Below are 26,972 nucleotides of genomic sequence, written 5' to 3' on the forward strand. Positions count from 1 at the left end.
GTTTTCCTTAATGCAAGTTCGGTTGGGCGCCAACGCCCTTTTCATCAAGCATTGCTCCGCGACGGAAGCGATCGAGACGATATTCAGTAGCAACAGGATGTGGTTCATCTTTTGCCAACAGGTGTGCATAACACCAACCACTTGCAGGTGTTGCCTTGAAGCCTCCATAACACCAGCCGCCATTGAAATAGAGGCCATTGATATGGGTTTTATCGATAAAGGGGGAGCCATCCATGGACATATCCATCACACCGCCCCACATGCGTAGAAGTCGGGCGCGACCGATCATTGGCATTAATGCCATACCGCCTTCACAAACATCTTCAACTACAGGCAGGTTACCGCGTTGGGCATAGGTGTTATAGCCATCGATATCTCCACCGAACACCAGGCCGCCCTTGTCAGATTGCGATACATAAAAATGTCCCGCACCAAAGGTGACAACACCAGGTAAAATCGGCTTTAAACCTTCAGAGACAAAAGCCTGTAATACGTGGCTTTCTATAGGCAGACGCATTCCTGCCATCGACATAACCCGGCTAGATGACCCGGCGACACAAACTGCCACCTTCTTGGCTTTTATTGTCCCCATGCTGGTTTCAACCCCGGTACAAATACCGTTTTCGATATTCATCCCTGTGACTTCACAGTTTTGGATAATATCAACGCCACGACTATCTGCGCCACGGGCATAACCCCAGGCCACGGCGTCATGACGGACAGTTCCACCGCGCGGTTGTAACAAGCCGCCCTTGATTGGAAAGCGTGCGTTTTCAAAATCCAGACAAGGATACATCTTCCGAACGCCTTCTTGATCCAGTAGTACCGCATCAGCACCAGCGAGCATCATGGAGTTACCACGACGTGCATAGGCGTCGCGCCCAGCATCATTGTGGAAAAGGTTCAAAATACCACGTTGAGAAACCATGGCATTGTAGTTGAAGTCCTGTTCCAGGTTTTCCCACAATTTCATGGAAAACTCATAAAACGGCTCATTGCCGGGTAATAAATAGTTTGAACGCACAATGGTGGTATTTCGTCCAACGTTACCTGATCCGATCCAACCCTTTTCAAGTACTGCAATGTTGGTCATGCCAAATTCTTTTGCCAGGTAGTAGGCTGTGGCTAAGCCATGCCCTCCTCCACCAACGATAATGATATCGTATTCACTTTTAGGGGTTGGTGTCCGCCAGACTGGTTTCCAACCTTTATGACCGGTAAGCGCTTCTTTTATTACCTTAAAGCCAGAGTATTTCATTATATGTTCTCAAATTTGTTGCCTGAACATACAACAGCAGTGTTATAAGGAATGAGATTTCATAAAAAAGACTGAAATTTATAAATTATGGCCACACCATTATTTCACTCGCGTATCTACAAAATTGGCATTCTGCTGATCGATGGTTTTTCCCTCATGTCATACTCATCGGTCATCGAGCCCTTAAGGGCGGCCAACCTTTTGGCTGGTGAAGAACTTAATAAAGTTGAGCACATCACTGCAACAGGTGATCAGGCAACCAGCTCAAGCGGTGCTATTGTTAAAGCGACAGCCAAAATTACGGACGAGAATGACTATGACCTTGTTCTTGTTGTTGCTGGTGGAGACCCAACGGGTTTTGTAGATGAGCAAATCTTTCAATGGCTACGTCATATCGCACGTTATGGTGTTCGTCTTGGTGGGGTATCGGGTGGGCCGGTTATCCTGGCGGCGGCGGGTTTAATGGAAGGTCGTCGCATGACGGTTCACTGGGAACATGCAGAGGCTTTATCGGAAATATCCCCTACACTTTTGATAGAACGTAGTCTGTACGTTATGGATCGAGATCGTATTACCTGTGCGGGTGGGATCGCGCCATTGGATATGATGTATGCGGTTCAAAGCGAAATTCATGGATCTGAATTTGCCAGAAAAGTAAGCGATTGGTTTATTCATACTGATGTTAGGCCCTCTGGAGGTCCACAACGCTCAGGAGTAGTTGAGCGATACAGCACTCATAATCCAGCAATAATTCAAACTATAGAGGCCATGGAAAATCACATTGCAGATCCTTTGGATCTTGGCCAACTTGCACTTCTCGCTTGTGTCAGTTCTCGCCAACTCAACAGGCTATTTGTGGATAAATTAGGTGAAAGTACCATGTCCGTGTACCGTAATTTACGGTTGGAAAAGTCGCATAACCTTTTGATGCAAACTACACTTTCGATTACTGAAGTTGCATTTGCGACTGGCTTTTCAAGCTCTGCACATTTTTCAAAAGCTTTTCACGACAAATATAGTTCTCCCCCTTCATCGATTCGAGGGTAGTTGGAGATCTGTACACATTCTCAGTGTTACAAATCTCCAAATCACATAGAAATACACTTTAATATCAAGCTAATACCAGTATTTCTTAATGTCTAAAATTATTATATTTTAGATGCCCATTCGTTCACTTTATCGACGACTGCAGCATTAACGGCGACCCCATCAACGGCAGCTTTTTCTCGAGCAGCATATCGCTCTGATCCATGAAGATGGGTTCCTTCCTGACCAACGATTGCTTCGATAAGATGGTCGACTTTCCCCGTAAAGGCACCCCCTGAAGAAATTTCAGGATCTATAGCCATAAAAAACTGTCCCGTTTTAGGCGGACCACCAACAGGTCCAGAAAATGGGCTGGAGTGAATACCAAGTGTAGCGCCAGTTAAAGCCGCAGCCATCAGTTCCACCATCAAGGCAGAACCAAACCCTTTATAACTACCGCTCGGGATCATTGTCCCTTTCAGAGCCACATCAGGATCAGTCGTTGGTTGACCATCTGGGCCGAGTGCCCAGCCCTCTGGAATGGCTTTGCCTTCGCGAGCATGCTTCATGACTTCACTTTTCGCGATCACTGAAGCGCTCTGATCAATGAGAATACGTGTCTCTCCGTTCGCTCCCGGAACAGCAACAGAAAAAGGATTTGTTCCAAGTACCGCTTTCTTGCCCCCGACTGGTGCCACAGAAGCTGGCGCATTGGTAAAGCCAATTCCGAGAAGCCCATGAGAAGCTAAACGGTCTGTATGATATCCCAGAATTCCACAGTTATAAGAATTTCGCAGGCCTAAAGCTGCAATGCCTTGTTCACGTGCTGTTGTAACTAACCAATCAAAACCGAGGTCTATTGCTGTATGGGCAAAACCGGTTTTTGCATCCGCAATAGCGAGACCTGGTCGAACGACATCAAGTGCAGGTACAGCATTGCCATCCACTTTGCCACATTCAACATGAAGACAATAGGTTGGAACATAAGCCAGGCCGTGTGAAGCAATCCCGTCACTTTCGGTTACAGCCACGGAACGGGCCAGAGATGCCGCATTTTTTTCATTGGTTCCCGCTGCGAGCAATGCTTTAAGAGCAAGGTCCTCAATTTCGGAAACACTCATTGTTACAGTTTCAACCATGTACTGTTCCTCTTAACTTACTATTTGTTTTATAATGAAAATTAATCGTTGTCGGTCAGGCCTGCACCAGCACCTAGTCGCCGAGATTCTTCACTCGCAGGGACATAGGTACGCGCGGCTAAGACTTGAAGATCAGACCAATCCTGATTACCGAGGGGAACCCCCTGTACGACACGGTCTATTTTTTGGCCTTTAGTATTGATGTCGTCAGACAATAGTCCCGCAACCATAACTTTTGCGGCGAATGTTATGCCAACATCCACGACCTTACCTTTTTCCAGATAGAGCATATCCGGTAATATCTTGATAACAACGTCATCCCAACAAACGATAAAGCCCTGTGCGAGGGCTTTTGAAGCCCGTCCGAGTATCGGTAATATCAAGGCAGGACACTGGACAGATTCCAGATTGATCTCCTGCCCCAAAATGATGTTGTGAGCCAAATCGTTTAACGTGCTACCTGCGATTATGGGACATAGGACACCACCCGAAGCTGACCAACTATTTGACATGTTCTGGGGGCACAGGCTTTGGTAGTCCTTACCATCGTTCTCTTTTAATAACGTGAGTAAGGTCGTTACATTGGGTAAGCCACGTGCAGCTAACCAACGGGTTGCCTTACCCGCCTCTTCCGCCAGCCCCCAGGTCATGCCAGCACCACGCGCAGCTTTACGCGCAGAGGCTTCTATTTCATTCAAGGAATAATGAGCCATTAGCCTTTTCCCTCGTTCTTTGACTTAATTACCTGTGGATAAGCCCATTCATCTTCGTTCATGTTCGACAGTTCGTGTGGATACGGGGCATTCTGGAACATGGTAATGCGTACCCAGCGATCGGAACGCGGGTCAAACCGTGTCGCACCGAAAAATGAAAGCTTACAGCGTAAGAGATCAACCGGTAGGAGGTCTTCACCAATAAGGTTGTCGTGAATTTCCGCATAAGGATATCGCTGTGTTAATTGCACACGGCGGGCTAGCAGTCGGTGCTCGGGATGACGTAAAAGAAATGAACCCAGGACTTCATCCGGCTCAGAACTTACGAGATCACGGTATAACTGGGTGGCATCTCGTCCGATTGATAGGGGCTGTTCCAGTTCAGAACCGGGCTCGTTAGCCCGAGAGCCCAAGCGTGGTTCGAGCTTTTCTTCTGAGACATACCAAAAGTATACAGAATTTGGGTGTGTATCGTAGTCAACATCAAGAGCCCAGCCATAGTGCTGCTCTAACGCAAAGAGCATGTCTTGCACACTGAGAGAACCATCAATGCGAAAATTATCGTTCTCTTCAGCATACATTACAGAGGCAAGATCATCGATCTCTTGTCCATGAGGCTCAAGAAGGAAACTCACGAGAATTTCTTGCCCTTCTAAAGAAAGTTCAACCTCCCCCCATCGATAAATTGCATCCCATGGATAATGGTCTTGCTGAAAGTCATCAACGGATTTGGATCGTAACTTTTCAAGATCTTGCTTTAGCTTTTCAACCTTATGCGCTTGTCTTTCATCATCAGTATGCCAACGGTCTAAAGATTGGAAAGCGCACTCAAGGTAGTCTTCAAAGTGAGTACGGCTGGCTGCGTTCATGTTCGGAAGTGCACGCACTCTCGTTAGTGCCGTTTCTCTGGCATGTATCCAGCTGTGAAGCAAAATAGGATGGTTTACCAGAAATGGTGCCATTCCAAGTCCGGTTGAGTTGCCCACACCAAGACTTCGGCGAATTTCCGGATCCAATTTAACCGCAGTTTGTGGAGAGCGATAACTTGCCATCTGTTCTACGTAATCAGAAACAAACGTTCTGATCAGCCAAACAGCCAACATCTCAGCCCTAAAGGGACCAAGCATTTCATCGCGATCAGAAATGCGGTCACGGTCGGCCATGCCAAGTTTGCCGTTTCCATAAACGGCCGTCGTTCTCATCAGGTATCCAACCTTATCCAGGGTGTCCTGATCAGGTTGTTCACCCTTTGCAAGTTGGTCTACGACGTATTCGAAAAGGCGAACACTTTTATTGGCTCTTGAGAGAACGAGTTCGCTATCCAAACAACGTCCTGCTTCTTGCTTGGGAACATTGTTGGAAAGTCGTTCAATATCTTCTTCTGTTATTATTCCATCATGTAAAGCAAAGGTGGTATCCCAGGCCTCGGCAATAACCCGATCCGAACGTTTCGCAGGATCTAGATCATGGGCAAAACAAACCAAGCTATAGGTACGCTCGGGGCCTTTGGCGAGATAGACAGCAACGCCTTCGCCTTTTTCATTGATCCGCCATATAGGGCATTCAAAAGTCCAACTATCGCGTTTTAGACGTCTCATCACGGCACGCATAAAACTTAGGCGTGTTTGATGAAATGCCCCCAGACGATCAAGTTTCATTACCTGATGTGCGGGACGAAGTGGAAAGGACTTCAAGCTATCAACGTTCTGTTTCACACAAACCTCCAATTATACCTGGGTAGTGTTTAGGGAAGGAAACGACTTCCCTCCCCTAATTCGTTTACACCTAGGCCTGTGCCTCTACAGGGGCAGGTGTTTCTTCTAGCTTGTTACGTTTTGCCAATTCTCCGGCGATCTGTGGTGCTGACCACAGGGATGGTAAAAGGACCAGCGAAACCGGCACGGCCGTAACCACGATAAACGACTGCAATGCACTTACACCGCCAGAACCCAACGAAACTAATATTATGGCGATAACACCCATAGCCACACCCCAGAATACACGAATTGGAGTGCTTGTTTCATCACTTTCAGACATTACCCGAGAGATGCAATAGGTCATGGAATCACCCGTTGTTGCCACAAACACTGTTGTCAAAATCAGAAAAAGAACAGAAACAATAAAACCGGCAGGTAATTGTTTCGTGATCGCCAATAAAGCAGCAGGAAGATTAAAACCTTCGAAGGCAGCAGAAACAGATCCTGGTGTCTCCAGTTCAAACGCAATCCCTGATCCGCCAACAATCGTAAACCAGAAGCAGGTGACAATTGGCGCCACAATAGACAACATGACCACGATTTCACGGATAGAACGACCACGGGATACCCGGGCAATAAACATTGCCATAAGCGGACCGTAACCCAGGAACCATCCCCAGAAGAAAACTGTCCACCAACCCAGCCATCCGCTTTCTGCACGGAACATCGCCATTGGGATAAATTTATCGATATAAAGTCCAAAGCTATGAACGAAGCTATCAACGATAAAGGCAGTTGGGCCAAAGAAGAACATGAAAACCAACAAGCCGCATGCGAGGATTACATTAAAGGTACTGACAAGCTTGATCCCTTTATTAACCCCTGAAACCGCCGAAATAGTATAGATACCGACAAGAACAGCGATTACCGTGGCTTGAGTAGCAAAAGTATCGGGAATACCGAAAAGATCTTGCAAGCCATAGCTCACCTGAAGCCCAAGAAAGCCAATCGGTCCTACGGTGCCTGCAACAACTGCTATGATACAAGAAGCATCCGCGATTAAACCGATAGGTCCTTTTAAGGCCCGTTCCTTAAAGACAGGATAGAGCAAAGTACGTGGAGCCAGTGGCAGGCCTTTGTTGTAATGATAATGCATCAAAACGACGGTCGTCAGCGCCCCAAGGATGGCCCAGGCAAGGAACCCCCAGTGCATGAAAGCTTGAGCGAGAGCGGGATAAGCAGCCTCTGCAGTTTTTGCTTCTACACTGAATATTGGAGGTGGCGATAGGAAGTGTGCCATCGGCTCACCAGCGGCCCAAAAGACGCCACCGCCTGCCAATAGGGTACACATGATCATGGAGCCCCATTGAAATGTGGAAAACTCAGGTTTTTCCAGATTACCGAGAACAACGGACCCTCTCGAGGAAAAAGCCATGAACAAACCAATAATAAAGGTCAGTAGCAACAATACCTGCCAATAGGCTCCAAAAACCTTAACAGACCATCCAAAGCCAGCGTTTACCAACTCCTTAAGCAGGTCGATATCAATCAAAGCCAGCCCGCAAAAGGCGACAATAAAGCCACCGGTCAGCGCAAAGAGGGGGATATTAACCCCTCTTAAAAGACCGTTTCCAGCCGTTGATACATTACTCATAACTTCATTACTCCCTAAGCGCATAGCTTACTTGTATAGTCACCCTGCAACCCTCGACGTTGTTTCCATCGATTAAGGTTGCCAGGCGTTTCATTTGAACAGAGGTTTTGTCCTGTTATTGCGGACAGAATGAGCTTTCGTAGAAAGACAGCCAGTTCATGCCCATAATTTTTGCAGTTTCTTCATTGGAGAAACCAACATCACGTAACCCTGAGGCTAGATTTGGAAAATCTCGGTTATCTCGAAACCAGCTCGGCATATCAGGGAACCCGGGATTAGCAGCGGAACCTTCACCATAATCCACCGACTTGGTCCAACGGCCAACACGCATCCAGTCAACAACAGTGTCGGGTTGGTCCTGGCAAAGATCACTACCTATTCCGATGTGATCCACCCCGATCATGTCTGCCGTCTTTGCGATCATGTCGCAGAATTCAGACTGGGTACAATCGCTCTTACCCTTCAAATGGTGCGGATAGAGAGAGAACCCGACCATGCCACCTGATTGAGCAAGTGCTTTGAGAACATCATCTGATTTATTGCGAAGTGCAGGATGCCAAAAGCTTGGATTTGCATGGGTTATAGCTATGGGACGTTCAGATATCTCGATAGCTTCAAGGGTTGAGCGTTCAGCCGAATGAGACATGTCAACGACCAAGCCAACCCGGTTCATTTCCTTGATCACCTGGCGACCCATACGGGTGATGCCGGGGTCTTCCGTTTCATAACAGCCCGTCGCGAGAAGTGACTGATTGTTATAGGAAAGCTGCATAAAGCGCGCACCAAGTGTGTGGCAGATTTCGACCAAACCGATATCATCTTCGATTGGCGCGCAATTTTGAAATCCGAAAAATATAGCCGTGCGACCACTTTCATGCGCTCTACGAATATCATCAGCAGTACGCCCATGAAGGATCAGATCACTGTGCTTTTCAAACAGCCTGTTCCAATGTTCAATATTACCTACGGTCTCACGAAACATCTCGTGGTAACAGATGGTGACGTGGACTGCGTCCACCCCACCTTCACGCATCTGACGAAAGATTTCCTCTGACCAGTTACAATACTGGAGACAATCGATAACGTAGTTTTTCTGAGCAGTCATTGTTGGTTCCTACTCTGGAGATCCGGAACTGATATAAGAGGTTTTCACCTGGGTATAGAATTCAGCTGCGTAACTCCCCTGCTCGCGTGCGCCGTAGCTTGAATTACCACGACCACCAAATGGAACATGGTAATCGGTACCTGCAGTTGGCAGGTTAATCATCACGCAACCTGTACGGCTATTGCGGCGATAGTGGTTAGCGCGTGCCAGAGAGCCTGTCATGATACCAGATGTCAGACCAAAACCAGTATCATTAGAGATCGACAAGGCTTCGTCGTAAGTACCAACCTTGATCACACAGGCGATTGGCGCAAAAAGTTCTTCGCGGTTAACCCGCATAGCATTGTTGCCGTTAATGAATAAAGCTGGTGACATGTAATAGCCTTCGGTCGGCATATCCAAACGGTCACCCCCACAAACGAGTTCACAACCTTCATCTTTTGCCAGTTTCATGTACTCCAGATTGGAATTGAGCTGTGTTTCACTCACCACAGGACCAAGTTGTGTCCCTTCCGTCAGGGCATGCCCTACTTTCATCGCCTTAACGGCAGCGGCAGCCTTTTCAACAAATGCATCGTGGATTTTTTCATGAACGATTAGGCGAGAAGATGCCGTACATTTCTGTCCTGTTCCGCCATAAGCGCCACCAACAGCACAAGCCACAGCTAAATCCAGATCTGCATCATCCATGACAACCAAAGGATTTTTAGAACCCATTTCCATCTGTATTTTGGTCATGTTCGCGATTGCAGAAGCCGCGATACCCCGACCGACATCGACAGAGCCTGTGAAAGATATCGCATCAATACCTGAGCTCTCTACCAACTGTTGCCCGATGGTAGAGCCACCACCCATAACGAGGTTGAAGAGACCTTTGGGAAGATCATGACGAGAGAAAATTTCTGCAAGCGCCCAGGCACTTGCGGGTGTGAGGTTCGCGGGCTTCCATACCACAGCGTTACCATAAGCCAAGGCAGGAGCGATTTTCCAAGTAGCGGTAGCTGTTGGGAAATTCCACGGCGAAATAATCGCGACAACACCAACCGCTTCACGGCGAACATCAATTTCTATGCCATCGCGCACTGAATCTGCAGTATCTCCCATCTGACGAAGGACTTCGGCGGCGTAATAGGTAAAGAACTGTCCTGCACGGAAGATTTCTCCCTTACCTTCAGCCAATGGTTTGCCTTCTTCACGTGAAAGAAGCTCGCCGAGTTCAGCCGAACGCGCTTTCATTTCTTCGCCGATAGCCATCAAAACTGTGTAGCGTTTTTCCAAACCTGTTGCGGCCCATATTTTTTGAGCCTGTCTGGCAGCATCAATAGCACGATCTAGCTGCGCCTTATCAGCCTGGGCATAATTACCGATGATATCTGAAAGATCAGAAGGGTTCAGGTTCTCTGTAAATTTATCCGATGAGACCCATTCGCCCGCGATATAGTTTGAAAAATTCTGCATACCAACCTTCTCATGATCATAGTAGATTACGCCTGTTATATAAGCGCAGGAATATTTGATGTTTATTTCCGCAGATATTTCAATTATCGTCAAATTCAAATTTTTTACGTATACTTCAATTTTATTGTAATTTGGATTTTTGCCTTGTCTGTAACTCTCGCTATGGTCCGAACATTTGTATCTGTCGCAGAGAATGGTTCTATCATGTTGGCAGCTGAACAACTGGGAAGGACACCTTCAGCCGTATCCATGGCATTAAAGCAGTTGGAAATAGAAATCGGTACGCCATTGTTCCAGGGAGAACGCAAAGGAAACCTTACCCCTACGGGGTTGTTCGCACTCGAGCAGACCCGAAACCTTATCGACCATTGTGATGAGATTTTCTCTTCAATCACTTCCTTTGCCAGGAACGAAATAGGCTATCTGTCTCTTTCGTGCGTTCCATCTGTGGCTGAGCAAATCCTGCCATCCGTTATTAAAGAATTTCACAAACAATCTCCGAAAGTGGAAATTGAAATTCGGGATGCCGATTCAAGAAGTGTTATCAACGCAGTCCACAGCGGAAGGGTTCAGTTCGGTATCTCTAGTTTGGCCAAGTCATTGCCCGGTATGGAGTTTATTCCTCTTTTTGAAGATAGCCTGGGGGTGGTATGTTCGAACGAAGATCTATCTGCAAAAAAAAATAAAACCCTCTCAACAAAATTACTTAAGAAGAAGAAACTGCTCGCCAACAGCATTACACAGTCTTTAAAGGCCCAAGATCTCATCTCGAATATGGGAACAAGTAGTATTACGGTCCATAATGTGACTTCAGTGCTCGCTCTCGTTAAAGCAGGAACAGGGGTTACTATTTTACCTCGTCTATCGGTGCCAAGCGCAGATCCTTTTCTACAATTCATTCCCTTAGATACACCGCAGATGCGACAGGTGGGGCTTGTTAAACTGAAAAATAACACCTTATCCCCGGCGGCTATCGCTCTGATAAATCTTATAAAAAATAGAGTTACAGAAATTGAGACGTCTATGGAGGGGAACTTTAAGACGCTCCAGCAAGAAGTGTCCTAGACTTTTTTTAAAATTACCGTCAACAATTCTATTTATGAGAAAAGTTGAATTGATTAGAAGCACCACATGCAGAAGATAATCGAAAGTCAGGAAACTCCAATAACAGGTCACTTTGTATTCCTGTTACTTCCGAACTACTCCTTACTCGCCCTTAGCTCAGCAGTTGAGGTTTTACGAGCTGCAAACCGTTTGTCGAGATCCGAAATCTATTCGTGGCAACTCGTATCAGCTGATAGTGGACTTTATCCATCTTCGGGCGGGCTTGCCCTTCCGACTGCCCCTCTTGAAGCCGCCAACAAAGAGATTACACATCTTGTGATCTGTGGCGGTGATGGTTCTGATAATCTTACGGATCCCAGAACTCTTTCTTTTGTCAGAGAACAAGCGCGCCGAGCCCAATTATCAGGAGCGATCTCTGATGGATCGTATTTGGCTGCTCGTGCTGGTATTTTTGACGGTTACCGATCAACAATCCATTGGCAATGTCACGATGGCTATGTCGAGCAAAACCCTGACCTGGATATAACGCGGCAGATTTATGAAATAGATAGAGATCGTTTTTCCTGTGCGGGTGGGGCTGCAGCTTTTGACCTGTTCTTGCAATTGGTCGAACGTGATTATGGAAGGCACTTGAGCTTGGCAATCGCTGAGAACTTTGTGCATAGTGATATTCGTCCACAGGTCAGCCCACAACGGCTTAATCCTTCATTCAAATTCGCCGCATCAAGCCCTCGGTTAAGCGGCATCATTGAATATATGGAACAAAACCTTGAAGAACCTCTCCCTCTCCCCAAACTGGCAGAACATGTAGGTATCACTCCAAGACAAATGGATCGTCTCTTTCAACAGTATGTAGGGGAAAGTCCAAGTCGTTTTTATGTGGGCCTTCGAGTAAGAAGAGCGGCTTATCTTTTACGGCAGACAAGTTTATCAATTAGTGAGATTGCCGTTGCTTGTGGATTTGCGTCAACATCCCATCTATCAAAACATTTCCATAGGGTCTGGAGAATGTCTCCCCGGCAATATCGAACACTTTAATCCCGGGCAACTAACTTTACCTATTCCAGCATATTAAATTACCTTTTGTCATATTGTGCTCTATAGAGTCTTAATTGTTGTGTTTTTAAGAATGCACATAAACCTAAACTGCTTGAGAATTTAAATAACAACATGTCTCTGTAGCTAAAGGTTTAGGACAAATGGCTTTTCCAACGAAAGCGAAATACATCATCATCGGGGCTGGTATTCACGGCCTATCCACCGCATGGAATTTAGCAGAAAAATTAGAAGCTAAAGGCCAGGGTGGCGGAAAGGACATTCTTGTCATCGACAAGGATGGTATTGCTTCAGGAGCAAGTGGCATCGCTTGCGGTGTTGTTCGCAACAACTACTTCCAACCTGCAATGCGCGAACTTATGGCTCATTCGGTTGATGTTTGGGAAAGTGATAAAGAAGCTTTCAGTTATAATCCGGTTGGGTATTTGCAAATCAGTCCTGAATCCATGCATGAAGATTGTGCTGAAATTCATCGCCAGCAGGCAGAGATTGGATATTCATCTGATTTCATAGAAGGCAGCGATAAGTGCATGTCTTATATGAAAAACATTTTCCATGATTGGCAGGCTAAGGGTATAACAAACATCCTCCATGAAAAGCGTGGGGGCTATGCCAACAACACCAAAGCAATCTACGGTCTGGCCAAAAAAGCTGAGGATCTTGGTGTTCGTATTTTGTCCGGTGTTGAAGTTAAAGGCTTTACTTTTTGCAATTGGTCTTCGGCAGTAACTGGTGTTGAGACGAATAAAGGTAAAGTAGAGTGCGACCACGTGATCGTTGGTGTCGGCCCTTGGGTTAAAACCATTTGGGATATGCTCGAACTTCCAAATACCGTGGATATAAAAGGTCGTGATGGCCAAACCCACAAAGACATCCCAATGTGGCGTTATTGGGCCCTGGAAGAAGGCGTATTGGGTGTAGAACCTGACTTCTTGATGGATAACAACGGCAATATGCCCCCGGTGATCCATGTCGATACTGACGAACCTCTTTATTCAGATGTTGACGGCTCCTTGATTACGGATGAAATGTGGGGGATCTATTATAAACCTGATTTCCATTTCAATGGTGTTCAAGGCGGTGCTATGCCGTACAAAATTGATAAAGATGCTAGCGACGTGAACATCGATCCTTATGGACCAAAGTCTCCAGAGTTTATCGTAGACGATAATTTTGCCCATATGTGGACGTCTGCTCTGGCATTTTGCCAAAAACGTTTTGAGGGACAGGTTGTCAAATACCGGAACGAACCTTCAGGTGGCCTTGGCTGCTTCACGCCCGACAGTTTCCCGGTCTTCGATCATTTTCGTGAAAACGTTACAATCATCGCAGACTCTAACCATGGCTATAAGATGATCGGTGTTGGCGCCCTTATTGCTCAGGAAGTTCTGGGTGAAAAATCCGCTCTTCTCGAGCCATTCCGCTTAAGCCGTTATACCGAAGGCAAGCTACACCCCGTAAGCAATAGCCCCTTCCCATGGAGCTAATCTAGAGTTTGTGAGATAAATACAGGAAGGGGGAGCTACGTTAGGCTCCCTTTTCTTATTTGGTTTTCATTTCTTATTTATATTTGGCATGGATAGCATCATAAGTACCATCCGCCCTGATTTCTGCTAATCCCTGGTTAAATAAATCCCGTAAAGCTAAAGAATTTACCCACTTTCGACTAAAACAAAGGTGAAAATATACCTGCTTTCCAGTATCAAAATATTGAATTTTATCTGATATCTTCAACCCATCAGCAATATACTCAACAAACTCTCGCGCTGTATAAAATAAATCGTAGTCACGATTTAAAAGAATGCGTAATGCTGATGTGTCATCGATAATAGGATCATAATTTATATTTGCTGCCTTAAGCTCTTTCTCGGCTGCGTATCCACTAATGACCAGGATTTTCATACCTTTGGCATCTTCCATTGTGCGAGGTACTTTGCCCTCAAAATCAGCGGATGCAACATAGGTTCTGGTCGCTTTGCTAATTGGATCTGAAAAATTAATATATTCACCCCGGCCAGGGGATTTTTCACAAGACAACATGGCAACTGTCGTGCCAGATTTTGCCATCGCAACGATACGCTTCCAAGGCCGATAATCGACAACTGCTTGTCGCCCTACCCTGCTAAAAGCCTCAACTACGACCTCAACATCGAAACCAAGCAGACTGTCTATACCAGGGTTTTCAATCTCATATGGTGGAAAATCAACAGCATGTATGGTAAGAATAGGCTCTTGGGCCTGCGATAATTTCGCTATGCAGGCAAAGGCGAAAAAGATCGATGATATTGATAATATAAAGTTTCTCATGAGTGATACTGCCTTACCACTGCTCAACCAAATACGAATATTTCATATTACCATAGAAATTGTAGAGACTATCTCGTCTTTGAATTTTTCCAGAAAGGTTAGCCCTTACAGGCTAGAGTAACTCATGGATAAAATGAGATTTACATAACCGTACTTATTTGTCTCTGCTATTGATATCTGGCGTGGATGGCATCATAGGTGCCGTCGGCCCGAATTTCAGCTAGCCCTTTGTTAAATATATCCCGCAAGGTATTGGAACCGGGCCATCCTTTACTAAAACAAAGATGATAAGGAATCTGTTTTCCAGTATCAAAATATTGAAGTTTTTTTGAAAGACCAAGCCCGCCTGCAACATATTGGATGAATTCTTTTGTGGTAAAAAAGAGATCAAAATCACGATTTATTAAAACACGCAAAGCTGAGTCGTCATCAATGATGGGTTCAAAATCTACACCCGCAGCCGCTAACTCTTTCTCTGAAACATATCCACTTACAACTAAAATTTTCTGGCCTTGAGCTTCTTCTATTGAACTGGGAACATCCTTAGAATAATCGATCGATGCGGCATAGGTTCTTGTTGCGGTACTAATGGGCTCTGAATAATAAATATATTCTTCGCGACCAGCTGATTTCCCGCATGACAGTATCGCCATTGTTGTACCAGCTTTGGCCATGGCCACGATACGCTTCCAAGGTCGAAATTCGACTCTGGCTCGTCGCCCGACCCTTTTAAAGGCTTCAACAGCCACCTCGACATCAAAACCGAGCAGGCTGTCGACATCTGGATTTTCAATTTCATAGGGTGGGTAGTTTACTGCATGTATTGTCAACACGTTTTCTTGGGCCCGCGTTATGCTCGTCATACAGATTAATATAAAGAAAATAGACAATGGTGATTTCACTAGGTTTATCATGACCAATATCGCCTTGTTGCTGCCTATAACTTTTTCATCATAACATTATTTGGTTAACAAATTAGAATGTCTTTTCGGCACTTCTCCGCTTTGTTGAGTAGATTTAGGATTTCAAATAGAGCATAGATTGATTATCTGGAATGGATGATTGTCTAATTTTGAGTTTGAAGTATTCGGTATCCTTGATGCCTCTGGCTCGCTTACGGATCATTCCTATACTGACATTACCAGCCTCTATCCTGGCGCTTGTGAGCTTGTGTTTGGCGTAGTTGCAGATGCCCACACAATGTTTCCGTAGGGATTTCGCGAACTTTTTTAGATAGAGCATCTGTGACTGATCTGCTATCAGGCACCAACGTTCCAGTTGCTCCGCCATCGCCTCAAATGAAGCGGCACTCCACAGCAGCTGAAGCTGTTCTTTCAAGACGTAAAGTGCATTCAGGTTGCTATTGCTCTCCAGCAACCTTTGCAGCTTGTCACTTTGTTTTTCACTCAACTTATCCGCATTTTTGAGCAACAGATAATGTGTCCCTTTCATCAACTCTTTACCACTTGGATCGGCCTTTCTGAACTCAAGTCGACGCTGATTATGGATAGATTTGCTGTAGTTTTTCATGACGTGGAAACGGTCAAATACTATGTCGGCCAACGGCAAGGACTCTCTGACAGCCTTTTGGTAGGCAGGCCCCATATCCATCGCTACGGCCTTTATTTTGCAGGCTGTATCTGGTTGCAGTTGTTTCAAAAACCTTGAAAAAACCTCGGCAGTTCGGCCTGCTTCAACCCAGATCAGATGACCGCCAACCATATCGTAGACCACCGTCATGTAGTCATGACCTTTCGCCCGGGCAACTTCATCTACACCAATATATTCCAAGCCAGTTAGCTCTGCAGGATCAAGCGTAGGGAGAGTTTCAATAAGGTATGCCCTGTCGATATTCTTGACCGTTTCCCATCGTATATCCAAATGTCTGGAAACCGCTTGAATAGACATATGCCGACATAATCCACTGATCAGTCGGCAAAATCGGTGAGTGAAACGGCACCCTTTATCAACAAAATCACACCCCTCAATGCGGCGTTCGCCCTTGTTAATATAAACCTGCGCCAGCTCAATCTCGACCACACAAGGATACCCAAAAAGGGGGATGTCGTTTACTTGTCGGCGGACATGCTGGTTGATGCTTCCCTTCTGGCCTGTAGCAGGGTCTATAGCCCTCCTACGCGCGTCTCGGCTGCAGTGAATGACAATCTTAACACCGCCGTCATCCAGTTTAATTTCATTTACACGTTGCCCTTTGAGGCCTAAAATATGCTGCGAGATGTTGATTGTCATATACCTGCTCTATGTAAAGTTATCAGAAACCATACATATCAACAGGTTACTTGGCGGTCGGCATCTTTTTCTACTCAACAAAGCGGAGAAGAGCCGTCTTTTCTATCTCCCAATGGAAACACAGATCCGTTAGTTTGCAGTTTCCAGATTGAACGTAGTAAGCATCTCTCTTCAACCGCTGAATATAGAAGTAGAACGGGGTTTAAATTTGTCCTAACTATTCATATCCTTAATTACGCCGAAAAAATTACACCGAAAAATCTTCCTCCAGCACCCTTAAGGAATATTTGGTCAAATACTATTTTGTGCTGGAAAGAGTGGCGGGCCAGACGTGAATTATGAACTGTTACTTTTCTTTTTTATGAGAACAACCATCTGATGTTACCGGATGCTTTAGTAATGCCAGCAGGTTTGATAAAGCCCTTGGATCATCTTTAAGATGTGTAACCGAGGAGACGATATCATTCGCTGTTTTTTGGTGGAGTGAACCATGACACAAGGCATGGAATTTCGTCAGGATTTGCTCATCCGTTAATGGATTTTCTGGATCTCCGACTGGACAGGCTGCTGGGGTTGTAATTTCATCTCCCGAACTAAATGAAATGGTGACATCCGCCCAACGTTCCCCAGGAAAACGAGCATTATACTCATCAGTTTCGCTTAGGTGTATTTTGTTGCTGAGTTTCAAAATATCTGGATCTTTCAAAGCTTCGGAAGCGATTTCCTCTGCACCAATTTTACCTCGAACAATGAGAGCCGCGACAGGAAAAGCAATTGCATATTGGGCTTCTTCAGTGGTCTTTGGATTGTGTCCAGCGAGACAAAGTCCTTCATGGAAAGTTCTAATTTCAATTTTTTCAATTGAACGATGGTCCAAGGATTTCTTTTCCATCAAATCCGACATCGCCTGTATTGCGGGTTGAGCCCATCTGCAAACGGGGTAGGGTTTAAAATATTGCGCCAGTATCTCCCAATCCTGGGTAAGTCCTTCCCAATAAGGCGCGATATCGTCGCCTTCCAGGGTTATCGCTGGGGCTCCCGTAAAGCCAGAGCGTGCGAGATAGGCTGCACTTACGCCTGCCATTGCGCCCCACCCCGAACCATCTTTCAACATCGTCGGATGATCGATACAACGCATCATTTGACTACGGGGACCGTGATATTCAGCGATACCTAAGGCATGACGGGTTTTCTCTTCATTCAACTTGAGTAGTCGTGCCCCCATTGCAGCAGCCCCGATCGCATTCCAAGCCCCTGACGTGTGGTAATCACAAGCGGTGGCATGTAAAGCAATACCTGCGCGTAAGCTGACCTCGTAACCAATGGTTAGAGCGGTGAGAAATTCACGCCCATCAATACTATATCCCTCTTCGTCCAGACTATAGGAGTAGGCAAGAAGCGCAGGCAATATAGCAGCACCGGCATGACCTTTTGTAAGGCGGTGACCATCGTGAGCATCAAAAGCATCTATGGTCATTCCTGTCGCAAGTGCTGCCCCAACAGGACTAGCCGTTTGTCCTGTAAACGCGATCGTAGAGATTTCTTTGCCCGCCGCAAAAAAAGATGATGCATGTTCTGTAATAATTTGTGCCAAATCCGTGTGTCGACCAGCAACCGTGACACCTATTAGATCCAGACAACAGCGCTCAGCCATTGCGACAACAGCCTGGGGTAAATCTTCAAACTTAGTGTTATGAATAAAGGATAAAATGTTGTTGTCGGCTGACATGTGGCCAGTTCCTTTTGGGTACAGATATTAGTTCAGATTTAACGTGTGAAATCACGAACCAAATGATGCGGAATAGATCTCGAAGGCTGGGGAGTAACGAATGTACCGACGAAAGGATCAACTTTATTTGGCATTTTGATACTTAAAAATTCAACGCAAACTAATATATTCTTATTGAACGACGGATGTTCAAGTGACCCAGAACGACCTAATTTTGTTATTTTTCGGCCCGGGAAAATATAAAAATCACCACGATAGTTTTACTTGCTGTAGAGTGATTTTTTGGCATTGTTGATTTACCAGTATACTTAACAGTACCGTCATCGGATAAGAAATGACTGAGTCCCACAATCAAATACGTTTTGAAGAAGCTGAAGAGCATGAGATGACTATCGCCTTCTTGCTTGTTCCTGACTTCTCCATGATGTGTTTTTCCAGTTTGATAGAGCCGTTACGTGCTTTGAACAGGCTGGTCGGTCATGAATACTTTAAATGGATATTTTTATCCGAAAGTGGCAAACCTGTTCAGGCCAGCAATGGGGCTTCTATAATTGTCGATCAATCTATAGACCAGCTTACTAATTGCGATGCTATATGTGTTTGTACCGGAATAGATGTTAGTTACCATGCCAGTGATGCCATCATAGCCTGGCTCAGGCAAGAAGCCCGCAAGGGGCGTATGATGGGAGCTATTTCTACAGGAACATATTTCCTTGCAAAGGCAGGACTGTTAGAGGGCACGCCTTGTACCCTGCATTGGGAAAACCAAGAAAGTTTTCGAGAGTTATTCCCAACTTTGGAAGTAACCAACCGGCTTTATGAAGTCAGCGATAAACACTTTAGCTGTGCGGGCGGTACAGCAGCTTTTGATCTTGCCCTTGTTTGGATTGCAAAAAAGTTTGGAAACAGTGCTAAAACGGCTGTTGCAGATCAGTTTTTACATGGAACGGGGCGGTCCCCAGAAGAACCGCAAAGAAACGACTGGGTCGAGCGTTATAGCATTCACAATCCGAAGCTTCTGGATGTTATCAAGTTAATGGAGGATAACCTGGAGGAGCCAATGTCGCGCCAAGAGCTCGCAGATGCAGCAAAGGTATCTGTAAGACAGTTGGAAAGGTTATTTGGCAAACATCTGCAAAATTCACCATCTCTATTTTACCTTCAGCTCCGGCTGGAGCGGGCGAGTTATTTTTTACGTCAAACTGCAATGCCTGTATCAGAAGTCGCCGTCGCTTGTGGTTTTATTTCCTTCTCGCACTTCTCCAGAAGTTATCGTAAGCAATTTGGCCGTTCTCCAAGTGAAGAGAGAACGCCGGAGCACGAAAGAGTTGAGAACAAACCGAGCTGATAATATCAGTTAAAATCATATCAAAATATAGAGTTACCCTCTGGTCGTTAAAAGACAAATCCACGTCGCCTCAGACATTTTCGTGAGAAAGACTTGGCCTAGGCTCAATGAAGAGAACAGTGAAAAACAGTCACTTTCACCAATTGAGATCACGTAGGATGAGATAATGGCACGAAGACCTGGACGCCGGGGCCGCGACGGACATAAAGAAACAGAAATAAGTGCTCCTGTAGCACCTTCCGGAGCAATGGGAGGGCGATACAAACCCCTTCTTGAAAGTGAAGTCGAACGAATTTTTGAAGCCGCAATAACCGTTCTGGAACGTACAGGTATTGAGGTTGCCGAAAGTCCATGTCGGACGACATTCGAAAATGCGGGATGCCGTGTTGATCCAAGTATCAACCGCGTTTTTATACCACGCAGTCTTGTCGAAAAAGCCATGAAAACCATGGCCAATGAAGTTTTACTGGCGGGCAGAACTCCTGAACATGACCTACATCTCGGTAGTGCCAGGGTTTACATGGGTACAGGAGGCCAGGCGGTTAAGCTGCTCGATCTTAACGGGAGAATGAGGGAGACCATAACCAGTGATAACTATCACATTGGTCGCCTGGTCGATAAACTTGATAACATTCACTTTTACATGCGTCCCGTTGTTTGCCGTGACCTTGAAAATGAAGATATTGACGTAAACCAATTCTATACCTGCCTTGCGGCGACAAACAAACATGTCATGGCCAATTCCTATCTACCTGAAAAGGTTAAGGATCTTCGGATGATGGCAAACATGATTTCCGGGGGTGCCGAGGCTTTTGATAAAAGACCGATCATCTCCTTTACCGCCTGCTGGACGGTTAGCCCTCTTCGTTATGCCATGGAAACGGTAGAAATCCTGGATGAGGCGATTGAGCATAATATTCCTGTCGTTATCTCTTCTGCTCCGCAAGCAGGCGCAACCTCCCCTGCTGCTCTGGCAGGTACTTTGGTACAGTTGCTTGCAGAACAGCTTTCCGGGATCGTTTATGTAAACCTGATCAAACCAGGCTTTCCTCTCATTATGGGCTGTGTTCCTGCTCAGGCAGATTTACGAACAGGCTCTTTCACAGGAGGATCTGGTGAATTTTCACTGCTGAATGCGGCTTGTGCTCAGATATCACAGCACCTTCGGATACCTATTTATAACTCTTCAGGAATATCTGATTCTAAAATACCGGACGCCCAGGCTGGTGCAGAGAAAAGTTTGACTGGTCTTGCTGCTGCCTTGGCAGGATCAAACTATATTCACCACTCTGCAGGCTTCTTAGAAAGCTTGTTGACTGTCGCCTACGAGCAATATGTCATCGACAATGATATCAACGGGGCCATTATGCGTATGGTGCGTGGGATAGAGGTGACAGAGGAAACCCTCTCTATCGATGTCATTCACGATGTTTGTACGGGCCCCAATCATTTCCTTGGTCATGCTCAAACCCTAAAGCTCATGAATAGCGAATATCTCTACCCGCAATTAATGGATCGAGCATCCAGAGACGACTGGGAAGCTTCTGGAGAACATGACCTGCGAGCAATGGCCATTGAGCAGGCAAAGGAACATTTAACAAACCATTGGCCCAAGATATTATCAGACGAATTAGATAATGATTTACGCAAACATTTTAATGTCTTAATGCCAAAGCATGAGATGCAGCCTGAAGGATTTTGGGATCGGTTTCTCTAATAGAAACCCTCAAGTTCATTGATCCTATTATACAAGGGGAGCCGGAGATGAATATCTGGCTCCCCTTTCTTGTAGTTATTTTTGTGCCTCAAAAAGGGATTGAGCGACCCATTTGTTAAAATGGTGAGTTGGTCCATCCATTACGGGTGAAAAAACACCCCCCTGGAAGGCGGGTGAGCTGCGTCCGAGTTGCATTCCTTCAACAGCTGCAATGTCTTCGTCAAACACCACGCGCCAAGATTCCAATATCGCTGATCGGCTGATTGCACAGTCATCCCCTGTGGCATCATCCCCAACAAAATAAACCCGCAAGTGTTCAATTGTTTTATCGTGAGCTACTGGCTCTAATAACATTGCAAAGGCATGATCAGCTTGAATACCGAGTAAAACATTTGGATAAACGGCGATATATTCAGCATGCCTAAGCTTATCTTCGGGCCATTGTGATAAAATTGGCAGTTTTGTACCTGCTGTATCTGCCAGATTATAGGCCAAGCTGCCCTGCCCTCCAAACCGGTCGTCCTGCTCGATATTATAGTGATCCTCCAGGCGAGAATAGGTATTTAAGGCAGGGTGCACAAAGGGCAGATGGTAACTTTCGCAATAATTCTCGACAGCAAGTTTCCAATTGCACTTTACTTCTATTTCCAAGCCACTTTCAGAGGGGACCCGACGAAGTTCACTGAGGCCGCTCTCTCCCCAAAAAGGTTTCCAGCGCTGTTCCAGTGGCGCAATGTGCTCTTCGAATGATGGCGCATCACCTGATAGATTGACAAAAATCATATCCATCCAAATGGCCGAACGCACTTCACGCAGGCCATTACCCTCACATGAAAAACCTTCAGCGGTGTGTTCGCCGACACCACCGATGTGAGGCGTACTACGTAACCCTCCATTTAAATCATAGGTCCATGAATGGTAAGGGCACCGGATCATCCCTTTAATTGGCGCTTCTTCTTGGACAAGTTTACGGCCACGGTGACTGCAAACGTTGTGATAAACATTTAGCTCATCTTTACGGTTGCGAAGCACGACCAATGGTAACCCCATAAAGTCGATAGGTTTTGCATAACCTTTAGCTGGGAGATCACTTGCAAAGCCTATACAGGCCCAGGTTTTTCCAAACACTGTATCCCGTTCAATGGGGAAAAAGTCCTTATCCGTGTAACTCGCATTTGGCATGCCATGTGCTTGCTCGATTGGCCTTAGGACGGACTTCAGGCTTTCTTGTGAAACCAGAGGATTCTGTTCCATGTTCATTCTCCAAAACGTAATGGGACATCCTTAAAATACGGCGTCCTTTTTATTCTTTAGAGAGAATTTTGAAGTGTTTTTAGAGATTTCACCAAATCATTTTAATGCTCTTACCTCATGATGTTTTCTCATAGGTACGAGTAGGTTTGGCGAAAAACGTGGAAATCTCTAGTGTTTATATTTCGGCCTCGTAACCGTTAGGAATTATGATGAGATGAAGAAAGTTCGAAAATTTCTTAAATTCGCCCCCTTACCTCACTCACCTATTCGATTCTGGCTAAGCTCTTCCATAATCCAACTGCGAAATAATGCGACATTACCTTTGGTGTGTCGCCCTTCTTCGGGTTCCAGCAAACAAAACTTAGCTTCCGTTTTTAAGACTGTATCTACTGGCCTCACAAGTTCGCCACTTTCGATGTAATCATCAACGAGATGACGCCAGGCAAGTGCAACCCCCTGCCCGCCAATGGCTGCTTGAATAAGCATAGGGTAGTTGTTGATATTAATCCGTGTTTTCGGATCTGAAGGGGATACGCCTACGCGCCTAAACCATTCTGGCCAGTTGATCCATTCGTTTGGTAAATTATCCAGATACAAGAGCGAGCTTTTTGAAAGTTCTGTCGTTTTATTAATGCTCTGATTTCTCTCGAGATAATCCGGGCTACATACCGGGAAAACCTCTTCATCAAACAAAGGAGTTATTTTGAGATTTGGTGGAAAGCTGCGTGCATAGAACAACCCGACATCAAATTCAGGGTATTTAAAATCCTGCTGGGCATCAGACGCAAGAATACGAATGTCCAGATCTTCATACCTTTTCTTAAAACGGGATATTCTGGGAAGTAGCCACAGTGAGGCCATCGCGTAAGTGGTTGCAACGGTTAATTGGCGACCACCTTGCCATTGGATGATTTCACCCGTAGCTGAGGCAACATCTTCCAACGAACTTCGCACTGTTTGATAGTATTGGGCACCTGTTGGGGTAAGGTGGATATTCGGATTAACTCGGGCGAATAAAGTCTTACCCAAATACCTCTCCAGTTGCCTGATTTGCCGGCTAACCGCTCCTTGGGTCACGTTTAGTTCTAGCCCGGCAGCCGTGAAGCTGAGATGTCGTGCTGCTGCTTCAAATGCAACGAGACTTTTTAAGGGAGGTAAGGGAGATAATTTCATACGCTTTCCCGAAAATTTGGGCTTCACATAAAAAGAGGCCTGTTAAACCTATTAACAGACCTCTATCTCAAAAACCGTATTTGACCTACTAAAATCAATTAAGTTGGAACATTTTTAACGAGATGCGAAATAATCCTTGGTTTTTTGAATGAAATAATCGATGGCTTCACGATTAACATTCAAATGTGTAACAAGTCTGATCTCTGGGATTTGGATGCCAATCAGGATGCCATTTTCAGCCAGATATTCGCTTAATGCTTCATGGTGACCTTCACCAGGGTTTAGGAAAACCATATTGGTTTCTACAGCAGATAGATTAACGGCTACCCCTGGGATCTCGCTTAATCCTTCGCCAAGTCGCACGGCGTTATCATGGTCATCGGACAAGCGTGAGATGTTATGTTCCAAGGCATAGAGACCACATGCGGCCAGAACACCGACCTGCCGCATCCCTCCTCCAAGAATTTTACGCATTCTTTTTGCCCGGCGGATCAAATCCTTACTACCACAAAGAACTGATCCAACTGGGGCACCGAGCCCCTTAGACAAGCAAATCGAAACACTATCAACGGGTTCACATAGCTCTTCCAGTGACAGGCCTGTTTTTACAGCGGCATTGAATATACGTGCCCCATCCAGGTGTACGGACAAACCATTACTTTTAGCTGTCTTTGAGAGAGATTTAATTAAATCCTGGTCTTGAACGCGACCAGAGACGGTGTTTTCCAAACAGAGCAATTTGCTTATAGGGCAATGGGGATCATCCGGTTTAACGGCCCCTGCAACTTGTCCGACAGTTATGCCACCAGTCTCATTTGTCGGTAAAGGAAAAGGAGAAATACCTCCGAGGACTGCGGCTCCTCCGGCTTCATCCCGAAAAATATGGTATTCATCTCCTGCTATATATTCATCTCCGCGACCACAATAGCACAAAAGCGCAGCAAGATTACTCTGGGTCCCGGTGGAAAAGAACAAAGCAGCTTCCATGCCGGCTAGTTTTGCCAGTTTTTCTTCTAGGGCTTTAACGGTAGGATCATCATCATAAACATCATCACCAACAGCAGCTTCAGCCATAGCAGCACGCATTTCGGTCGATGGCAGGGTCACTGTATCACTACGAAAATCCAAAAAAGGGTCAGTGCTTTGTTTTCCCTTGCGGGCTTTTCCAGTCATTCCTGCGTACATTTAGTGTAAACTCCCAATACTCTTATTTTTTAATACTTTAGTTAATTAAGACCATTAATAGGCCAAGGCTGCAACCAGATGTATTCGATTATGTTCACCGCCATTTAAGGCCGTGTGATACCCACGGGTATCTGTGAAATAAACTGACCCATCAGCGGGTAAATGTGTGACATGGTGATTGACAATAAACAAAGCACCTGGGTTCGTCACCAAGGGAATATGCAATCGGGGTTCTGGATCTCTATGCCAAGAATTACAGTTATATAACCCTTTGGAAAGAATACGCATACGACCGATTGGAAAGCGTTTTGACAATTCCTCATGAACCTTTTCAAAGTAGGTACCCTTGAACATCGGATTAAATTCTGAGAAAGCGATTTCATCAACGATATCTTCGCGGGGTTCTTCTATGTAGCGATCATCTGCCCTTAACCAATAACGCCCAGACAAATCATTCGCCGCTGTAACATCTTCGCCAGGACGACGGTTTAATGGAATAGCTGCAAAGCCCTGGTCCTGCATATCACCTTGAAAATTAGTGATCTCCAGGACTTGGTCCAAAGCTTCATCCAAGAGTTGAATATCAAAGTTTAGAGATAATTTTTCAATTCCATTTCCAGGAACAAAAGAAGCAACACTGTCTGTTATCCGATCCTCGGCCATCCAGGATTTCATACTGATAACATCAGGATCGTTATTTATTTGGTCTAAAGACATACCCAAAACCCTATACATAGAATTATCATCAGATATAACCATGGCACAGAGCTGATTATGAAGTACAACGCCTTTTTTTCATTAGTTGATGAATAAATTTGATTAACTCCCTAGCTAACAAGAGAATTTTGAAATAATCTAAACACTGTTAAGTTGATTATTAGATTATAAGTAGAGAGCAATGCGCCGTACTCTTCCCTCAACAATGTCTTTGATTTGTTTTGAATCTGCTGCAAGACATGAGAATTTCACTCAAGCGGCTATCGACGTTAATCTGACCCAAAGTGCGGTCAGTCGACAGATTCATATTTTAGAAGAACTTCTCCAGCAAAAACTGTTTGAACGGATCCGGCAAAGAGTAAAATTAACGACTGCCGGTCAGCACTACTTGTTACAAATCCAACCTCTGCTGGAAACGTTGGAAGTCGAGACCATAAGGATGCCATCATTTGAAGACATTAGTGGTGGATTGAACATTGGCACATACCCTACTCTGGGGTCGAGATGGCTCCTCGAATACCTCATGTCTTTTGCAACTGAGTTTCCAGATATCAACACCAATACAATTACTTACCAGGACAATAACCAGTTAGATTTAAATACTGTCGATATTGGAATAGTCCAGGGGGATCCTCCGTGGTCAGGGTGTCATCATGACTATTTGATGCCTGAAGAGCTTGCCCCAATAATTTCACCTGAACTCATTACAAATTCGTCTCCCAAAGAAGACATGTTGGCTTCCCATCGTCTTCTTCAGCACACAACTCGCCCGCTGAGTTGGGATATCTGGTTTGAAAGTGCTGGGATAAAAAAGCCAGAAATGCAGAGCGGATTATTTTTTTCACAGTTCGAAATGATTATTGAAGCAACTATTGCCGGCCATGGTATTTCAATGCTGCCGATAATTTTAATTCAACGGGAACTCGCAAGTGGAAGATTAACACTGGCACCCCCTCACATAGCACGCCCGTCGAGCGGCTATCACCTGATTTCACCAAATACAAAATCAAATACAAAAAAAGTAGAAACTTTTAGAAAGTGGATATTATCGAAAACAAAGAAATCCAGAACAACTACCTAAGGGTGTATTGCTTGTTTTGACATATTTAATTGTTTTTGTG

23 protein-coding genes are annotated in these 26,972 nt (G+C 45.3%); 8 read left to right on the forward strand and 15 right to left on the reverse strand.

Annotated features, from left to right (window positions below; genetic code table 11):
* Window positions 1–7: 7 nt before the first annotated feature.
* Window positions 8–1,261: a sarcosine oxidase subunit beta family protein gene (locus ACOGW3_RS18710; RefSeq protein ID WP_419905957.1), complete on the reverse strand. Its 1,254-nt coding sequence runs from the start codon at window positions 1,259–1,261 to the stop codon at window positions 8–10.
* 84 nt (window positions 1,262–1,345) lie between these two features.
* Here ACOGW3_RS18710 and ACOGW3_RS18715 point away from each other — a divergent pair, with 84 nt between their 5' ends.
* Window positions 1,346–2,305 carry a GlxA family transcriptional regulator gene (locus tag ACOGW3_RS18715; RefSeq protein ID WP_419904353.1) on the forward strand — a complete coding sequence of 320 codons (960 nt, stop codon included), beginning with the start codon at window positions 1,346–1,348 and terminating at the stop codon, window positions 2,303–2,305.
* A gap of 101 nt (window positions 2,306–2,406) precedes the next feature.
* Here the strand turns inward: ACOGW3_RS18715 and ACOGW3_RS18720 are convergent, their stop codons facing one another.
* From ACOGW3_RS18720 to ACOGW3_RS18745, 6 genes are all read right to left on the reverse strand, one after another.
* The gene (locus ACOGW3_RS18720; RefSeq protein WP_419904354.1) at window positions 2,407–3,423 is read right to left on the reverse strand and encodes an Ldh family oxidoreductase; all 1,017 of its coding nucleotides are present in this window, start codon (window positions 3,421–3,423) and stop codon (window positions 2,407–2,409) included.
* 41 nt (window positions 3,424–3,464) lie between these two features.
* Window positions 3,465–4,136, reverse strand: coding sequence for a DUF3726 domain-containing protein (locus ACOGW3_RS18725; protein ID WP_419904355.1), 672 nt, complete (start codon window positions 4,134–4,136; stop codon window positions 3,465–3,467).
* Window positions 4,136–5,851: a hypothetical protein gene (locus tag ACOGW3_RS18730; RefSeq protein WP_419904356.1), complete on the reverse strand. Its 1,716-nt coding sequence runs from the start codon at window positions 5,849–5,851 to the stop codon at window positions 4,136–4,138. Before ACOGW3_RS18730 ends, ACOGW3_RS18725 begins: the two co-directional genes overlap by 1 nt.
* 70 nt (window positions 5,852–5,921) lie before the next feature.
* Window positions 5,922–7,487, reverse strand: coding sequence for a BCCT family transporter (locus tag ACOGW3_RS18735; protein WP_419904357.1), 1,566 nt, complete (start codon window positions 7,485–7,487; stop codon window positions 5,922–5,924).
* Between the two features lie 115 nt (window positions 7,488–7,602).
* A complete protein-coding gene (locus ACOGW3_RS18740) occupies window positions 7,603–8,592 on the reverse strand; it encodes a membrane dipeptidase (protein ID WP_419904358.1) in 990 nt (329 codons plus the stop codon).
* Between the two features lie 9 nt (window positions 8,593–8,601).
* A complete protein-coding gene (locus ACOGW3_RS18745) occupies window positions 8,602–10,050 on the reverse strand; it encodes an aldehyde dehydrogenase family protein (protein WP_419904359.1) in 1,449 nt (482 codons plus the stop codon).
* 162 nt (window positions 10,051–10,212) lie between these two features.
* Here ACOGW3_RS18745 and ACOGW3_RS18750 point away from each other — a divergent pair, with 162 nt between their 5' ends.
* The 3 genes from ACOGW3_RS18750 to ACOGW3_RS18760 all read left to right on the forward strand — a co-directional run bounded on the left by ACOGW3_RS18750 (window position 10,213) and on the right by ACOGW3_RS18760 (window position 13,658).
* Complete coding sequence (locus ACOGW3_RS18750) at window positions 10,213–11,115, forward strand: LysR family transcriptional regulator (RefSeq protein WP_419905958.1); 903 nt, start codon at window positions 10,213–10,215, stop codon at window positions 11,113–11,115.
* A 66-nt stretch (window positions 11,116–11,181) separates the two neighbouring features.
* Entirely contained in the window at window positions 11,182–12,153 is a 972-nt protein-coding gene (locus ACOGW3_RS18755; protein ID WP_419904360.1) for a GlxA family transcriptional regulator, read from the forward strand.
* A 161-nt stretch (window positions 12,154–12,314) separates the two neighbouring features.
* The gene (locus tag ACOGW3_RS18760) at window positions 12,315–13,658 is read left to right on the forward strand and encodes an NAD(P)/FAD-dependent oxidoreductase (protein WP_419904361.1); all 1,344 of its coding nucleotides are present in this window, start codon (window positions 12,315–12,317) and stop codon (window positions 13,656–13,658) included.
* Window positions 13,659–13,731: 73 nt separating this feature from the next.
* Here ACOGW3_RS18760 and ACOGW3_RS18765 read toward each other — a convergent pair whose 3' ends face one another.
* The 3 genes from ACOGW3_RS18765 to ACOGW3_RS18775 form a co-directional block, all read right to left on the reverse strand.
* Window positions 13,732–14,478: a substrate-binding periplasmic protein gene (locus ACOGW3_RS18765; protein WP_419904362.1), complete on the reverse strand. Its 747-nt coding sequence runs from the start codon at window positions 14,476–14,478 to the stop codon at window positions 13,732–13,734.
* A 167-nt stretch (window positions 14,479–14,645) separates the two neighbouring features.
* Window positions 14,646–15,380: a substrate-binding periplasmic protein gene (locus ACOGW3_RS18770; RefSeq protein WP_419904363.1), complete on the reverse strand. Its 735-nt coding sequence runs from the start codon at window positions 15,378–15,380 to the stop codon at window positions 14,646–14,648.
* Between the two features lie 115 nt (window positions 15,381–15,495).
* Window positions 15,496–16,728, reverse strand: a complete 1,233-nt coding sequence (locus ACOGW3_RS18775) for an ISL3 family transposase (RefSeq protein WP_419904364.1) — start codon at window positions 16,726–16,728, stop codon at window positions 15,496–15,498.
* Between ACOGW3_RS18775 and ACOGW3_RS18780 the strand changes: the two genes are divergently transcribed.
* Entirely contained in the window at window positions 16,715–16,861 is a 147-nt protein-coding gene (locus ACOGW3_RS18780; RefSeq protein WP_419904365.1) for a hypothetical protein, read from the forward strand. The two genes, ACOGW3_RS18775 and ACOGW3_RS18780, sit on opposite strands and share 14 nt — an antisense overlap.
* Before the next feature lie 213 nt (window positions 16,862–17,074).
* Here the strand turns inward: ACOGW3_RS18780 and ACOGW3_RS18785 are convergent, their stop codons facing one another.
* Entirely contained in the window at window positions 17,075–18,457 is a 1,383-nt protein-coding gene (locus tag ACOGW3_RS18785) for an MmgE/PrpD family protein (RefSeq protein ID WP_419904366.1), read from the reverse strand.
* A 334-nt stretch (window positions 18,458–18,791) separates the two neighbouring features.
* Between ACOGW3_RS18785 and ACOGW3_RS18790 the strand changes: the two genes are divergently transcribed.
* Both ACOGW3_RS18790 and ACOGW3_RS18795 read left to right on the forward strand, forming a co-directional pair.
* A complete protein-coding gene (locus ACOGW3_RS18790) occupies window positions 18,792–19,805 on the forward strand; it encodes a GlxA family transcriptional regulator (protein ID WP_419904367.1) in 1,014 nt (337 codons plus the stop codon).
* A gap of 166 nt (window positions 19,806–19,971) precedes the next feature.
* On the forward strand, window positions 19,972–21,522 hold the full coding sequence (locus ACOGW3_RS18795) for a trimethylamine methyltransferase family protein (protein ID WP_419904368.1): 1,551 nt from the start codon (window positions 19,972–19,974) through the stop codon (window positions 21,520–21,522).
* Window positions 21,523–21,597: 75 nt separating this feature from the next.
* Here the strand turns inward: ACOGW3_RS18795 and ACOGW3_RS18800 are convergent, their stop codons facing one another.
* From ACOGW3_RS18800 to ACOGW3_RS18815, 4 genes are all read right to left on the reverse strand, one after another.
* Window positions 21,598–22,776 carry an aromatic ring-hydroxylating oxygenase subunit alpha gene (locus tag ACOGW3_RS18800; protein WP_419904369.1) on the reverse strand — a complete coding sequence of 393 codons (1,179 nt, stop codon included), beginning with the start codon at window positions 22,774–22,776 and terminating at the stop codon, window positions 21,598–21,600.
* Window positions 22,777–23,031: 255 nt separating this feature from the next.
* Window positions 23,032–23,949 carry a transcriptional regulator GcvA gene (gene gcvA / locus ACOGW3_RS18805; protein WP_419904370.1) on the reverse strand — a complete coding sequence of 306 codons (918 nt, stop codon included), beginning with the start codon at window positions 23,947–23,949 and terminating at the stop codon, window positions 23,032–23,034.
* 114 nt (window positions 23,950–24,063) lie between these two features.
* Window positions 24,064–25,122 carry a low-specificity L-threonine aldolase gene (gene ltaE, locus ACOGW3_RS18810; RefSeq protein WP_419904371.1) on the reverse strand — a complete coding sequence of 353 codons (1,059 nt, stop codon included), beginning with the start codon at window positions 25,120–25,122 and terminating at the stop codon, window positions 24,064–24,066.
* A 66-nt stretch (window positions 25,123–25,188) separates the two neighbouring features.
* Complete coding sequence (locus ACOGW3_RS18815; RefSeq protein ID WP_419904372.1) at window positions 25,189–25,851, reverse strand: hypothetical protein; 663 nt, start codon at window positions 25,849–25,851, stop codon at window positions 25,189–25,191.
* Between the two features lie 181 nt (window positions 25,852–26,032).
* Here ACOGW3_RS18815 and ACOGW3_RS18820 point away from each other — a divergent pair, with 181 nt between their 5' ends.
* On the forward strand, window positions 26,033–26,932 hold the full coding sequence (locus ACOGW3_RS18820; RefSeq protein ID WP_419904373.1) for a LysR substrate-binding domain-containing protein: 900 nt from the start codon (window positions 26,033–26,035) through the stop codon (window positions 26,930–26,932).
* Window positions 26,933–26,972: the final 40 nt, after the last annotated feature.

It is taken from the genome of Kiloniella sp. (assembly GCF_965205715.1).
Taxonomy (GTDB): Bacteria; Pseudomonadota; Alphaproteobacteria; order Kiloniellales; family Kiloniellaceae; genus Kiloniella.

What these genes read in the sequence shown, in the direction of transcription:
- ACOGW3_RS18715 (WP_419904353.1), top strand. Translation starts at nt 1,346, where the DNA reads ATGGCCACACCATTATTTCACTCGCGTATCTACAAAATTGGCATTCTG.
- ACOGW3_RS18720 (WP_419904354.1), bottom strand. Translation starts at nt 3,423, where the DNA reads ATGGTTGAAACTGTAACAATGAGTGTTTCCGAAATTGAGGACCTTGCT.
- ACOGW3_RS18725 (WP_419904355.1), bottom strand. Translation starts at nt 4,136, where the DNA reads ATGGCTCATTATTCCTTGAATGAAATAGAAGCCTCTGCGCGTAAAGCT.
- ACOGW3_RS18735 (WP_419904357.1), bottom strand. Translation starts at nt 7,487, where the DNA reads ATGAGTAATGTATCAACGGCTGGAAACGGTCTTTTAAGAGGGGTTAAT.
- ACOGW3_RS18740 (WP_419904358.1), bottom strand. Translation starts at nt 8,592, where the DNA reads ATGACTGCTCAGAAAAACTACGTTATCGATTGTCTCCAGTATTGTAAC.
- ACOGW3_RS18745 (WP_419904359.1), bottom strand. Translation starts at nt 10,050, where the DNA reads ATGCAGAATTTTTCAAACTATATCGCGGGCGAATGGGTCTCATCGGAT.
- ACOGW3_RS18750 (WP_419905958.1), top strand. Translation starts at nt 10,213, where the DNA reads ATGGTCCGAACATTTGTATCTGTCGCAGAGAATGGTTCTATCATGTTG.
- ACOGW3_RS18755 (WP_419904360.1), top strand. Translation starts at nt 11,182, where the DNA reads ATGCAGAAGATAATCGAAAGTCAGGAAACTCCAATAACAGGTCACTTT.
- ACOGW3_RS18760 (WP_419904361.1), top strand. Translation starts at nt 12,315, where the DNA reads ATGGCTTTTCCAACGAAAGCGAAATACATCATCATCGGGGCTGGTATT.
- ACOGW3_RS18765 (WP_419904362.1), bottom strand. Translation starts at nt 14,478, where the DNA reads ATGAGAAACTTTATATTATCAATATCATCGATCTTTTTCGCCTTTGCC.
- ACOGW3_RS18780 (WP_419904365.1), top strand. Translation starts at nt 16,715, where the DNA reads ATGTTGATTGTCATATACCTGCTCTATGTAAAGTTATCAGAAACCATA.
- ACOGW3_RS18775 (WP_419904364.1), bottom strand. Translation starts at nt 16,728, where the DNA reads ATGACAATCAACATCTCGCAGCATATTTTAGGCCTCAAAGGGCAACGT.
- ACOGW3_RS18785 (WP_419904366.1), bottom strand. Translation starts at nt 18,457, where the DNA reads ATGTCAGCCGACAACAACATTTTATCCTTTATTCATAACACTAAGTTT.
- ACOGW3_RS18790 (WP_419904367.1), top strand. Translation starts at nt 18,792, where the DNA reads ATGACTGAGTCCCACAATCAAATACGTTTTGAAGAAGCTGAAGAGCAT.
- ACOGW3_RS18795 (WP_419904368.1), top strand. Translation starts at nt 19,972, where the DNA reads ATGGCACGAAGACCTGGACGCCGGGGCCGCGACGGACATAAAGAAACA.
- ACOGW3_RS18800 (WP_419904369.1), bottom strand. Translation starts at nt 22,776, where the DNA reads ATGGAACAGAATCCTCTGGTTTCACAAGAAAGCCTGAAGTCCGTCCTA.
- gcvA (WP_419904370.1), bottom strand. Translation starts at nt 23,949, where the DNA reads ATGAAATTATCTCCCTTACCTCCCTTAAAAAGTCTCGTTGCATTTGAA.
- ltaE (WP_419904371.1), bottom strand. Translation starts at nt 25,122, where the DNA reads ATGACTGGAAAAGCCCGCAAGGGAAAACAAAGCACTGACCCTTTTTTG.
- ACOGW3_RS18815 (WP_419904372.1), bottom strand. Translation starts at nt 25,851, where the DNA reads ATGTCTTTAGACCAAATAAATAACGATCCTGATGTTATCAGTATGAAA.
- ACOGW3_RS18820 (WP_419904373.1), top strand. Translation starts at nt 26,033, where the DNA reads ATGCGCCGTACTCTTCCCTCAACAATGTCTTTGATTTGTTTTGAATCT.